The sequence below is a fragment of the Nocardia sp. CS682 genome (assembly GCF_004634405.1).
GTDB lineage: Bacteria > Actinomycetota > Actinomycetes > Mycobacteriales > Mycobacteriaceae > Nocardia > Nocardia ninae.
Genome location: NZ_CP029710.1, coordinates 8,887,249 through 8,899,534 on the forward strand (window position 1 = coordinate 8,887,249; position 12,286 = coordinate 8,899,534).

A 12,286-nucleotide genomic window follows, 5' to 3' on the forward strand; every position below is an offset into this window, starting at 1 on the left:
GACTGCGCCTCGCTAGCGCTCGGCTCCGTCGTGCGCTCCGGCGCGCTGTGTTTTCGGTTCGCTCGCTGACGCTCGCTCACGACTGCGCCTCGCTAGCGCTCGGCTCCGTCGTGCGCTCCGGCGCGCTGTGTTTTCGGTTCGCTCGCTGACGCTCGCTCACGACTACCCGGCCGCATCGTCGAACAGGTCGACGTCGCGCGGCATGCTGTGCTGGCGCGCGCTCTCGACCTCGTCGAGTACGTTGGCTACGTCGTCGCCGAGACCCGAGAACGTCACCAGGAGATGGTCGACGAAGCTGATGTCCGGCCGGGTCAGCTTGCGGTATTCGTTGATATCGAGGACTACCGCCACCGCGTCACCGTGGCGGGTGATGGTCTGTGGACCGTCCGATTCCGCCGCGCGCAATACCTCGGAGAATCGTTGCTTGGCCTCCTGAACTTGCCATTGCACCGTCTCTGCCTCCTGGTCTAGCTGAAGTATCCCCATCTGGACAGTCTAGACAGAACGGATCGGTAATGTCGACCCTCGGGGAGCGGCCGTCGGGTGCCCCGGGTGCCACCTGCTGGTCGCGCGCGTCTGCCGAACGTGAAAAGGGTTCGGTACCAGGGCTATTGGACAAGAATCGCCGCGCGTGGGATGCTGCGAATATCTCGCAGCCGCGGGACTATCCAAGAATATCGTCAGCGCCAGGTAGGTCGGTGGAGCGCGTTGGCGTGCTCGTCGGTGACGGGCACGGCCGACCCCTGCCTTGTGGTTGTGCTGTGTTCGAGACCGGCGATGTCTCGAAAGGACGCAGTATGCACACCGACCCCTTCGGTCTTGCCGACAATAATTACGTGCCCGATGTGGCACGCGATTCGGCGGCCGTCGTCGAAGCACTTTTCGACCACCTCGCAGCCGGTTTGGCCCATGCGGACCTGCCCGAGGGCCTATTCGTCGATATGCGCAGGGCGCTCGCGGAGTTGGAAGCCGTCAACGCACACCGATGCGTCGACGAGCCCGCGCGCTACAACCTGCGGATGACCCTGGCCTTGGTGGTCGCCTACCGGGCCTTGCTCCCTCGGCTCGGCGGCGACGCCGCGATTGCCGCGCTGCGCGGTGCGTTCGTCGAACCGCTCGGCGACGCCGTTCAGGAAGCGACCCGGTCGATGCTCGACTCGGCCGAGGACCCGTTCGCCGCCATGGTCGCGGTGTCGAAGTCACGCGAGGAACACGCCTTCGGCGCCGGATTCACCTTCGAGCGCCCCGTAGACGACCACCAGCGGTACCACGTGGATGTCGTCCAGTGCTTCTATCACGATGTGCTGGTTGCCCATTCGGCGTCCGAGCTGACGCCGGTGATGTGTGAGTTCGACGCGAACTGGATCCGCGCCATCGACCCGGCGGAGCACGGATTCCGTTTCGACCGCGCCACCACCATCGGAGTCGGCGGCACCCACTGCCCGTTCCATTGGGAGCGCACCGAGCGCTGATCGGTCGCCGGGCGGTCGGGGCGGCGGGCTGTTCACCTCCTCGGCCGTCCGCTTCGGTCGCTCTACCTGCATAGTCATCGACTGGAACGCTTATTTGCTGACCGTCTACTAGTTGTCGAGCGGCATTGACGAGTAGTAACGTGGAAAGTTCCTCAGCTGGCGACGACGCGGCAACGAGGACTCGCCGGCCGACGTGATGCGGGGGGTTCGTCCCCTTCGCGGGCAGGGAGGTGCCTGGCGATGTCCGATGACGCGATCGACCGCACGCCCGACCCTGAAATGGGTCGGCCGCAATGGGTTTCGGGGCCGGAGCCACCGCCGCCACAGGGTCATCCGTTCGCTCCGGAGCCGGTTCTGGTGACCGTCGGCGATATCGGATGCACGGCGACCCGGGTAATGACACCGTCCGGGCAGCGGCCGTTGGCCGGCACCGTCTGGATTGTCACCAATCAGACCACCGTCGACCGCCGCATTCCTTCGTACGCGATCGTGCTCGCCGTACTGCTCATGATCTTCTGCCTGCTCGGCCTGGTGTTCTTGGCCGTCAAGGAGGAGAAGATCCAGGGATTCGTCCAGGTCAGCGTGCAAGGGCCGGATTTCTACTACGCAACCCAGGTCAAGATCACCGACCGTGCCCAGGTCTTCGACACCGAACAGCGCGTCAACTACATCCGCAGCCTGGTCGCCGCCTTGCCTGCCGCCTGAGCGTGCTGCTCGGGCATCGAATCACAGTGTGTCGCCCAGTGATTCGAGCAGTACGCGCAACGTGTCCGCGAGCGCAGCGCGCTGCTTCGGGGTGAGCGGGCCGAGGATGCGCTCCTCGGTGGCGACGTGATCGGGTAGCGCTGCATCGATGACGTCGTGCCCCGCGTCGGTGAGAAAGACGCGGACGCCACGGCCGTCGGACTCGCTGGGGGTTCGCCGCACCAGCCCGCGCTCCTCGAGCCGATCGAGTCGCTGTGTGATGGCACCGGAGGTCACCATGGCCGAGTGCATCAGCTCGGTGGGTGTCAGCGAGTGCGGCGGATCGCTGCGCCGCAGGGTGGCGAGCACGTCGAAAGATGCCGCGTCCAGCCCGTGCGCGGCGAACGTCTTGCGCAGCTCGACACCGGTCAGCTGCGTCAGCCTGGACAGCCGCCCGAGCACGGCCATTGGGGATACGTCCAGGTCGGGCCGCTGTTCCCGCCATTGCGCGAGCACCTGGTCGACATGATCGGTCACCACCGCACTCTAGCGAATACCTCAGCGCTGAGGTATCTCGATGCGGGAATTACTCAGCGCTAAGCTAAGTTACTTAGTGCTAAGCAATCGAAACGGGCTCGGGTCCGACAGGAGGACGAATAATGCGCATCACGGTATTCGGCGCGACAGGTGACGTAGGCAGTCGAGTAGTGGCCGAGGCCTTGGCCCGCGGCCACGAGGTACTCGCCATCATCCGCGACCCCGCGCGCGCCGCCGCCGTACCCGCCGCCGCCGAGGTCCGCATCGGTAACGCCGCCGACCTGGACGACGTCGTATCCCTCAGTCTCGGACAAGATCTCGTGATCACCGCCACCCGCCCACCAGCAGGCCGAGAACACGAGCTCCCCGAAATCACCGCCGTACTACTGAAAGCTTTGGCCCACACCGAAGTCCGCCTACTCGTGGTCGGCGGCGCATCAACCCTGCTCGTCCCCGGCACCGACGGCACAATCCTGCACGAAACCCCCGACTTCCCAACGGAATTGCGCCCCATAGCCCAAGCCTGCGCCGACCAACTCGCCCTGTGCCGAGCCGAAACCACCACAGACTGGACCTATCTGAGCCCACCCGCCGACCTACGCCCCGGCCCCCGAACCGGCACCTACCGAACCGGCACGAACGAACTCCTCGTTGCTCCCGATGGCGAATCAACGATCTCCACGGAGGATTTCGCCGTCGCCCTACTGGACGAAGCCGAAAACCCCACCCACCGGCGCACGCGATTCACCGTCGGGGCGATCTAGAACATTGCCACACGACAGTGTCCGACCGCTGTCGGCATCCGCTGGTGCGGTGGTGAGTTCGCCGGGTTTCTGACGGCCCGGACTCTTATTCGATACCGAACAGGTCGGCAGCGTTCTGGTAGCAGACTCGGCGTAGCCAGTCGTCGCCGAGATCGAGGCGAACCAGCGCGTCGATGGCGTGGTCATAGGTGTAGGGGATGTTGGGGAAGTCGCTGCCGAACAGGATTCGGTCGCCGAAGGCGAGCAGCCTGGTGCGTTCGTGGGCGGGGAAGGGGTCGACCTCTTCGAAGAAGTCGGTGAAGGTCATGGTGGTGTCGAAGCGGAGGTCTGGGTATTCGTCGGCCAGGTCGAGGAACTCGGTGTACTCGGGGGCGCCCATGTGCGCGACGATCAAAGGTAGGCGCGGGAAACGGTGTAGGAGCGCGGCGATGGGTTTTGGACCGGTGAATTCGCCTGCCACCGGCCCGGACCCGCAATGGATCACCACCGGAATGCTCGCATCCTGGATCAGTGCCCACACAGGGTCGAGCAGTGGGTCGCGAGGATCGAAGCGGCCGACCTGGATGTGCACCTTGAAGACCTGGGCGCCGCGTCGGATCGCCTCCGCCACATAGGTTTCGGCGCTCGGCTCGGGATAGAAGGTCGCGGTGTGCAGGCAGTCGGGGGTGCGCTCGGCGAACTCAGCGGTCCACTCATTCAGCCAGGCTGCCATCTCGGGCTTGTGTGGGTAGACCAGGGCGCTGAAGGCGCGAACACCGAAGCCGCGCAAGGTCTTCAGCCGGACCTGCTCGTCGGCGCGGTAGGCGATCGGCCAGGCGCGGGCGGTGAGCGGACCGGCCGAGTCGAAGTAAGCCCACACCTTCCGCATCACCGGCTCCGGCATGAAATGGGTGTGCACGTCGATGATTCCGGGCAGGCCGAGCCGGTCGCGGAAGTCGGCGAGGTAGGTGTTGTCGTCGTGGTCGCCGGTCACGGCTTCTCCTGTCATTCGGGCGCTCCCGCCTCGTGCGGGTACAGCGCCCGCGCGAAATCGCCGATCCGGCTGATCAGCCGGTCGAAGAACAACCCCTGATCGGTGCCGATCACGATGTCCGCGTTGGGTTCCCGACCCCACATGCCTGCCCAGTCGGCGACCGTGGTCGCGCGGGTCAAGGTTCCCGCGAGCTCGACGTCGACCGTCGCCGGCCGGGTGACGGCGAGGGCGGGATCCAGCGCGACCGCCGCCGCGAACGGATCATGCATGTGCGCGAGGTAACCCAGGTCGTAGAGCCGATGGAAGTCGAAGTAGAACCGCACCGCGTCGGTGACATGCCGGACGATCGGATTGCTCGCCACCGATCGCGCGTCGGGCGGATCGGCCTCCGAAACCGCTTCCACGGGAAGGCTGCCCGCCCGCTCGGCGAGCAGCGCCAGATGCTTCGGCCGCATCTCGATGGTCTCGGTGATATCGAGCGCGCAGACGATCGGTCTGCGGTCCGGCGGCGCGGCCGAGAAGGCATCGAAAACCTCCTTGGCCGCCTCCGGATCGACGTGCACGTTCCACTCGTTGGTGGGGGTGGTATTGCCGGGATGGTTGAACGCACCGCCCATGATCACGAGCCGGCGCAGCAGCGTCGGCAACGCGGGCTCCAGCCGGACCGCCAGCGCCAGATTGGTCAGCGGCCCGGTACACAGCCCGACGATCTCCCCGGGACGCGCACGCACCAGATCGACCCACATCTGGGCGGCGGAACGCGACGAAAGCACCCGGTCCGACGCCGGCAACTCGGCATAACCGACCCCCTGCGGCCCATGCGTGTCCTCGGTGGTGCGCAGCGGAATCGCCAACGGCTCGATGGCGCCGAGTGCTACCTCGATCTCGGGCGCGCGGCACACATCCAGCCAGGCGAGATTGTTCGCCGCCACCTGCGGCGCGGGCACGTTCCCCGCGGTCGAGGCGATCCCGACGATCTCGGCTTCGGGCGAGGCAAGCAGGTAGAGCAGTGCGAGGGAATCGTCGACCCCGGTATCCACATCCATGATGATCTTCTGCCGCACCCCACGAGACTAACGCTGCCGCTCTGCCCCGCCCCGCCCCGGCGGGCTGGACTCCAGTTCACAGCCCAGCGCGGCAGACGCGACGAGCCGAATACAACGACGACCCGTGCCGCACCCGATCAGTGCAGCTCCTCACCGACCCCCGTGGGCAAATGCCGCAACCGCACCACCGCGATCACCGAAATGACAGCCGCCGCAACCGCCGTGATCCACGCGGTGACCTGCATGCCATGCAGGAACGCCTCCCGCGCCGCGAGCAACACCGCCTCCCCGAGCTGCCCAGGCAACTCGGCACTCGTCTGCACCGCCGCACCCAAGGTGTCGCGCACCGATCGACCCGCCTCGGCGGGCAGTCCCGCGGGCAACGTGTCGGCGAGATCGCCGCGATACAGCGCGATACTGATACTACCCAGAATCGAAATACCCAGCGCCCCACCGAGTTCCGCGCCCGTCTCGGAAACACCGGCGGCGGCACCCGCCTGCTCCGGCGGCGCGGCACCCACGATGAGCTCGGTGGTGATCCCGTACACCGGCGCGAGACCGAGCGAGATGATCACCGAGGCGGCGACGGTGAGCGCGACGCCGCCGGTGAGCCCGACGCGCGTCATCATCAGCAACCCGACGGCCGTGATCGCCATGCCGACGCCGATCACATACGCGGGCCGAACCACCCGGATGATGAGCGGCGACATCTGCGAACCGACGATGAACCCGATACCCGAGGGCGCGAGTGCTAGACCGGTGGCCAGCGGCGAAAGCTCGAGCACCAGCTGGAAATACTGGGCGACGAACAAGAAGTAGCCGAAGGCGACGAAGATGCCGACGATATTGATCAGCAAGGCCAGCCGGAACGCACCGAGCCGGAACAGCCGCAGATCGAGCATCGGATCGGGCCTGGTCAGCTGGCGGCGCACGAACAGCACGCCGACGATCGTGCCCACCGCCAATGCCAGTAGCGCGGCGAAACCGAGCCCGTCCTGCGCGATCTTCTTCATGCCGAACACCAGCGCGATCATGGTGGCCACGCTGAGCAGCGCGCTGACCGGATCGAGCTTGCCCGCATCGGGATCCCGGAACTCCGGCAGCACCTTCGGCCCGATCACCAGCAGCAACGCCATCACCGGCACGGCGAGCAGAAACACCGAACCCCACCAGAATTGTTCCAGCAGCACCCCACCGAACAGCGGACCGACCGCGCCACCCGCGGAGAACGCGCCGACCCACACGCCGACGGCGACCGAGCGCTGCTTGCTGTCGCGGAACATGTTGAAAATCAACGACAGGGTCGACGGCGCGAGCGTCGCACCCGCGATGCCCAGCAGCGCGCGGCAGACGATCAGCAGCTCCGCGGTGGGGGCGAACGCCGCGATCACCGACACCACCGCGAACGCCGCCGCGCCGGCCAGCAGTATGCGGCGCCGTCCGATCCGGTCACCGAGGGTGCCCATGGTGATCAGCAGTCCGGCCACCATGAACCCGTACACGTCGATGATCCACAGCAGCTGCGCGCTGGTCGGATGCAGATCGGCGCTGAGCATCGGCACGGCGAGGTGGAGCACCGTGAGGTCCATCGCGTAGACGAAGCAGGCGAGCGCGAGCACCGCGAGCCCGATCCACTCCCGTCGCCCGGCGCGTGGCTGCACCGTGTCCGAGGTCCGGTCGAGCGTGCTGTCCACGGGACGGTTTCCTTCCGCGGAGTCCATGAGGGTCATGCCGGTTCAGACGAACACGGCACGTCTATCTCATCGGTCACCGGTAAGAAACCGCAAACGATTTTCGGTTCGCGCACCCGAACCGTGGGCGGTATGCGGGCGGCGACTACCGGGTTTTCAACGGCCAGGCCGGCCGGTCCCCACCGTAGGCAGGGGCAGGCCAGTTGTACGCGGGGTACTCGGCGATGGCGGGCGTAGCGGTGATGACCTCCCCGTGCGACGTCACCTCGGTGGGATCGGGCAGCGCCGCAGGCGGATGACGCGGCGTGCGGTCCGGCGCGGCAAGCAGCCAGGAAGCCGTGCGTGCCAACGAAACTCGCACATCGCGCCCGATGCCGTCCGTGGCGCGGGCGGCCAGCGCGTCGATCACGCCCGCGGCGAGCAGGTACCCGGAGGCATGATCGAGGGCCTGCGCGGGCAGCGCACTCGGTACGGCGGGCGCGCCCTCGGCGATCGATATCCCCGACGCGGCCTGCACGATGCTGTCGAACCCGCGCCGCCCACCCCACGGCCCGACCTCACCCCAGGCACTCACCCGCCCGTGCACCAGACCGGGCCGCATGGCGGCGATGAGCCCCGCGCGTTCCAGCGAACCCGGCCGGTAGCCGGTGACCAGCACGTCGGCCGAGGCCAGCAAGTCCCTGATCAATGGCAGCTGCGTCCACAGATCCACCAGGGTGGAACGCTTGCCCTGGCAGGTGTCGGCGTACTGCCAGGGAATTTCTGGCAGCTGCGGCGGATCGACGCGCAGCACGTCCGCACCGAGCAGTGCCAACGCCCGCGTCGCGACCGGCCCGGCGATCACCCGGGTCAGGTCGAGCACCCGGAGTCCGCGCAACGGCTGGAACGGCGCGCCACCGATCGGCAATCCGGGTTCGCCGCGGTCGGCGCGCGATTCGATCGCCACCACGGGCCCGGTGGCGGCGGCCCAGCCCTCGGCGCTGCCCAGCCATTCCTGTTCGGTGCGAACGCGCACCGCGATCGCCCCGTGCGCGGCGGCATGGTCCTCGATGTCGGCAGCGCGGCTCATCGCCATGTGCGCCACGGCGAGATCGAAAGGCGCATCGGTGGGCAGGCCGAGCGCGGTGAGCAAGCGGTCCCGGTGGTGCGGGTAGTTGGCGTGGGTGCGCACCCATCCGTCGAAAGTAGGGAAGAATCCGGAGAGGTCGCCGAACAGGGTTGCGGGACGACCGTTGATCAGTAATAAGCGTTCGCTGCAGAAGGCGGCGGTGATACGCGCGGGGTCGATGCGATGCGCGACCGGATCGAGTCCGCGGACCACGCGGATCCGGTTCGCCGCGGCGATGAGCGCGGCGACCGACCCGGCGGCCAGCGACCAGACCGGCAGTGTCGCAGCCAGATTGCTGCCAGGATCGGGAGACGGCGTAATGGCAGAGGGGGTGACACCGATTCCGGCTTCGTAGTCGTGGACCAGCCGTGTGTGCGCGTTCACCCGAAAGAGCGTAATAGTTCCGTCTGAGAAGGAGATTTACGTGGGCCGAACAATCGAGTCCGGTGAGTGGCTGCGGATCCTGCGATCCGAGGCGACTCCCCGCCACCACCTGCTGTGTTTCCCGCCGGGCGGCGGTCCGGCGACCGCGTATCGGGAGTTGGCGCAGCAGTTCGGGGCGGGCATCGCCGTTGTCGCGGTGCAGTATCCGGGCCGGCAGGACCGGCTCGGCGAGGCGCCGATCACCGAACTCACCGAGCTCGCCGACCGGATTGCTGAAGAAGTGCTGCGGCACGGAATCATCGACCGGCTCGCGTTATTCGGCCACAGCATGGGGGCCAGCGTCGCGTTCGAAACCGCGCGACGGCTGGAGCGCAGGGGGCAGCCGGTGACGACGCTGTTCGCATCCGGCCGTCCCGCACCGAGTTTCGTGGAGACCCAGCGCGTGCACCTCGGCACTGACGCGGAACTGATCGGGGAGCTGGAGCGGCTGGCCGCCGATCCGGCACCGATCCAAATGCTGCGTGACGAACCGAGTCTCGCGGAATTGGTGCTGCCCGCGGTGCGCGGCGACTACCAGGCCGTCGAGACGTACCGGTACACCCCGGGCGACCCGCTGGCCGCCGATATCGTCGCCCTCGTCAGCACCGAGGACCCCACGATGACGCCCGAGCAGGCCGACGAGTGGCGCGCCTTCACCACCGGAACCTTCGACCGCGCAACGTTTTCCGGCGGGCACTTCTATCTGGACGAACGACCCGCCGAGGTGGCCGAGGTGGTCGCGGCACATCTCGCGCGCGACCGTACGCGCGCATGAAAACGGTTCCGGCCCAGACTGTTTCGCGCGTGTAACTAATGGGATGCCTGCAGGCGGGTGGCCGACCCGGCTGCCCGCCGCCGCAGCCATCCGTACCCCACCCAGGACACCGCGACACACACCGCGACGAGCACCCGCACGGTCGCGAGCGCGCTCTCCGGATAGATCACCCCGGTGAGGTAGTGGTCGATGAACCCGCTCGACGGCAGTCCGGCGTCGCCTGCCTTATGCCGCGCCCAGTTCTCCGCATGGGTGAGCGGGCAGTCGAGCCCGAACAGGATCGTGCTGAAACCCCACCCGAACGCGATCAGGTGCAGGAAGATACTGCGCGGCCAGCGCCACGCGAGAAACCCGCCGACGACCACGTACGCCACGAACACGAAATGCGCCGCGGCGGTGACATCGGCCAGCAACCGGTACAACACTCCACCAGCCTAGCCATCGACCGGCGATCCGGGCGGGCTCACCAGGGCGAGGGCCGGTAATCCTTCAGGAAGCAGCCGTACAGGTCGGTGCCGTTCTCGCCCTGGACAATCGGGTCGTAGACGCGCGCGGCGCCGTCGACGAGATCCAGGGGCGCGTGGAAGCCCTCCTCGGCGAGCCGGACCTTCGTGTAGTGCGGCCGCTCGTCGGTGATCCAGCCGGTGTCGACGGCGGTCATCAGAATGCCGTCGGCCTCGAGCATCTCGCCGGCGCTGGTGCGGGTCAGCATGTTCAGCGCGGCCTTGGCCATGTTGGTGTGCGGGTGGCCCGGTCCCTTGTAGGCGCGGGCGAACTGGCCTTCCATCGCCGACACGTTGACGATGTACTTGCGCCGCGCGGCCGACGCTGCCATGGCCGGGCGCAACCGGGAGACCAGGATGAACGGCGCGACCGAATTGCACAGCTGCACTTCGAGAAGTTCGGTCGGGTCCACCTCGGCGACGGTCTGCACCCAGCTGTTGGTGTGCGCCAGATCCGGCACCAGGCCGCCTGCATCGATCGCCACGCCACGCGAAATGCGTTCGGGCGTGGCCGATCCCGCGACCAACGCGAGTTCGGCGACATCGGCGGCGGACAGCGTGGGCGTGAGCGAGGCGGTGAGCGCGGTGGGATGGGCCTGCATCGTCTTGCCGAAGGTCACCACGTCGGGCAGCGCGCCCGCGGGCAGCGGACCGGACTCGGCGTCGACCAGCGCGCTGTAGGCGCCGGGGGAGCGGCGCACGGTCTGGGCGGCATTGTTGATCAGGATGTCGAGCGGGCCCTGCGCCGCGACGTCGTCGGCGAGGGCGACCACCTGGGCCGGATCGCGCAGGTCGATGCCGACGACGCGCAGCCGGTGCAGCCAGTCCGCGCTGTCGTCCATGGCGGCGAAGCGGCGGATGGCGTCGTTCGGGAAGCGGGTGGTGATGGTGGTGTGCGCGCCGTCGCGCAGCAGCCGCAACGCGATGTACATGCCGATCTTGGCGCGCCCGCCGGTGAGCAGCGCGCGGCGACCGGTCAGATCGGTACGGGCGTCCCGCTTGGCGTGGCTGCTCGCCGCGCACTCGGGGCACAGTTGGTGATAGAACGCGTCGACTTGGGTGTACGACTGCTTGCAGATGTAGCAGGGGCGCGCACGGAGCAGCGTGCCCGCGCTCGCGCCGCGGGCGTTGGAGGCCAGCGGGATGCCCGCGGTCTCGTCATCGATCCGCTGTGGCGAGCCGGTGGCCGTCGCGGCGATCACCTCACGGTCGGCCTGCGCCACCGCCGTCCTGGCCTCGATCCGGCGCCGCTGCTTGAGCTTCTTGAACATGTGGCCGACCGCGCGCTGCACCGCCACCGAGTCGGGATGCTCCTTTTCCAGCTGTCCGGCCTGGTCCAGTACCCGCAGACAGGTCGCGAGTTCGTCCGGATCGATCATGCTTTCGGCCATCGGTGGTACAGGCATCCTTCGGTGAGCTGGGAAATCGACCCGACCATTGTCGCAAACCCCGCCACCGGGTTACCGCGCGGTTGCCTATGCGCGCAGCAGCGCCATGGTCGTAGCGGCGGTTCCCTTCAGCAACTCGATGACGGCCGCCACCGTGAGATCGGTGTTCGGGTCGAGCGAGGGTGGGTGCAGCCAGCTGATCTCATAGGTGGTCCAGCCATCGCGGACGGCGACGGTGACGCCCGTGTTCGGGGCGTGCTCGGACTCCTTGCGGACGACGTAGGCCTCGTCACCGAGACCATCGATCTTCGTGACGTCGTCGTCCTCGGTGAGTTCGGACTTGTTCCAGGTCTCGAAGCGGGCAGTGAATTCAGGACCGGGATCGGTTTGCTTGTGTACCGCGGCGCCGGCCTTGAGCGTGGTGTCCTTGGACCGCTCCCGGGACCCCGGCGGAGCCAGGCGAATCGTGCAGGTCATCGAGTCGACGGCGTTGTGCAGCAGCGTCTGATGGAGCGGATACTTCGGACCGGTCGAACTCGACGGCGCCAAGACGAAGCCGGAGTTCGTGTAGGGCGCCGTATCGGTGATCGCGCACAGATTGTCGACGTAGTGATAGCCCCGCAGATCGGGCACCGGTTCGGCGCGGTGATCGCCGTCGGCGACGCCGAGCACGCCGACGATCAGCAGTGTCGAGACACCGACCACGGCACCGAGCGTGCGTAGTCGGTTGCCGCCGGGCGGTTTCCAGCGCCCCAGCGGTTGCGGCGGCACCCGGCCGTCCGGGTACGGCCGCATCGGCCCGATCGGCGCCAGCGGTTGATGCAGCCAGCCGGCGTTGCTGAGGCGAGGAGGCCCCTGACCCGCCGGTCCCGTCATGGGGGCGAAAGTATCACCTCGCCGTCGGCGCCGCCGGTCGTTCGGG

The 12,286-nt window shown here is 67.7% G+C and carries 13 protein-coding genes; 4 read left to right on the top strand and 9 right to left on the bottom strand.

The genetic code is table 11. The features are described 5' to 3' along the window. Positions 1 to 162: 162 nt before the first annotated feature. On the bottom strand, positions 163 to 486 hold the full coding sequence (locus DMB37_RS40195; protein WP_167769092.1) for a type II toxin-antitoxin system Phd/YefM family antitoxin: 324 nt from the start codon (positions 484 to 486) through the stop codon (positions 163 to 165). Positions 487 to 797: 311 nt separating this feature from the next. Here DMB37_RS40195 and DMB37_RS40200 point away from each other — a divergent pair, with 311 nt between their 5' ends. Together DMB37_RS40200 and DMB37_RS40205 are read left to right on the top strand one after the other, a co-directional pair. Beyond that, positions 798 to 1,472, top strand: coding sequence for an L-2-amino-thiazoline-4-carboxylic acid hydrolase (locus DMB37_RS40200; protein WP_135237206.1), 675 nt, complete (start codon positions 798 to 800; stop codon positions 1,470 to 1,472). Positions 1,473 to 1,712: 240 nt separating this feature from the next. Next, the gene (locus DMB37_RS40205; RefSeq protein ID WP_135237207.1) at positions 1,713 to 2,177 is read left to right on the top strand and encodes a hypothetical protein; all 465 of its coding nucleotides are present in this window, start codon (positions 1,713 to 1,715) and stop codon (positions 2,175 to 2,177) included. A gap of 21 nt (positions 2,178 to 2,198) precedes the next feature. Here DMB37_RS40205 and DMB37_RS40210 read toward each other — a convergent pair whose 3' ends face one another. Further along, complete coding sequence (locus DMB37_RS40210) at positions 2,199 to 2,693, bottom strand: MarR family winged helix-turn-helix transcriptional regulator (protein WP_135237208.1); 495 nt, start codon at positions 2,691 to 2,693, stop codon at positions 2,199 to 2,201. 122 nt (positions 2,694 to 2,815) lie between these two features. Between DMB37_RS40210 and DMB37_RS40215 the strand changes: the two genes are divergently transcribed. Beyond that, complete coding sequence (locus DMB37_RS40215; protein ID WP_135237209.1) at positions 2,816 to 3,457, top strand: NAD(P)-dependent oxidoreductase; 642 nt, start codon at positions 2,816 to 2,818, stop codon at positions 3,455 to 3,457. An 85-nt stretch (positions 3,458 to 3,542) separates the two neighbouring features. Here DMB37_RS40215 and DMB37_RS40220 read toward each other — a convergent pair whose 3' ends face one another. The 4 genes from DMB37_RS40220 to DMB37_RS40235 form a co-directional block, all read right to left on the bottom strand. Then, positions 3,543 to 4,445 carry an amidohydrolase family protein gene (locus DMB37_RS40220; protein WP_135237210.1) on the bottom strand — a complete coding sequence of 301 codons (903 nt, stop codon included), beginning with the start codon at positions 4,443 to 4,445 and terminating at the stop codon, positions 3,543 to 3,545. Then, positions 4,442 to 5,476, bottom strand: coding sequence for a nucleoside hydrolase (locus DMB37_RS40225; RefSeq protein WP_135238120.1), 1,035 nt, complete (start codon positions 5,474 to 5,476; stop codon positions 4,442 to 4,444). Before DMB37_RS40225 ends, DMB37_RS40220 begins: the two co-directional genes overlap by 4 nt. A 137-nt stretch (positions 5,477 to 5,613) precedes the next feature. Further along, entirely contained in the window at positions 5,614 to 7,170 is a 1,557-nt protein-coding gene (locus tag DMB37_RS40230) for an MFS transporter (RefSeq protein WP_240772160.1), read from the bottom strand. Positions 7,171 to 7,312: 142 nt separating this feature from the next. Next, on the bottom strand, positions 7,313 to 8,659 hold the full coding sequence (locus DMB37_RS40235) for a CoA transferase (RefSeq protein WP_135237212.1): 1,347 nt from the start codon (positions 8,657 to 8,659) through the stop codon (positions 7,313 to 7,315). A 40-nt stretch (positions 8,660 to 8,699) separates the two neighbouring features. Between DMB37_RS40235 and DMB37_RS40240 the strand changes: the two genes are divergently transcribed. Then, a complete protein-coding gene (locus tag DMB37_RS40240; protein WP_135237213.1) occupies positions 8,700 to 9,473 on the top strand; it encodes a thioesterase II family protein in 774 nt (257 codons plus the stop codon). Positions 9,474 to 9,508: 35 nt separating this feature from the next. Here DMB37_RS40240 and DMB37_RS40245 read toward each other — a convergent pair whose 3' ends face one another. The 3 genes from DMB37_RS40245 to DMB37_RS40255 form a co-directional block, all read right to left on the bottom strand. Continuing rightward, positions 9,509 to 9,898: a DUF2784 domain-containing protein gene (locus tag DMB37_RS40245; RefSeq protein ID WP_135237214.1), complete on the bottom strand. Its 390-nt coding sequence runs from the start codon at positions 9,896 to 9,898 to the stop codon at positions 9,509 to 9,511. Positions 9,899 to 9,936: 38 nt separating this feature from the next. Continuing rightward, positions 9,937 to 11,367 carry an SDR family NAD(P)-dependent oxidoreductase gene (locus DMB37_RS40250; protein ID WP_135237215.1) on the bottom strand — a complete coding sequence of 477 codons (1,431 nt, stop codon included), beginning with the start codon at positions 11,365 to 11,367 and terminating at the stop codon, positions 9,937 to 9,939. Between the two features lie 84 nt (positions 11,368 to 11,451). Next, on the bottom strand, positions 11,452 to 12,240 hold the full coding sequence (locus tag DMB37_RS40255; protein WP_135237216.1) for a hypothetical protein: 789 nt from the start codon (positions 12,238 to 12,240) through the stop codon (positions 11,452 to 11,454). Between the last annotated feature and the right edge of the window lie 46 nt (positions 12,241 to 12,286).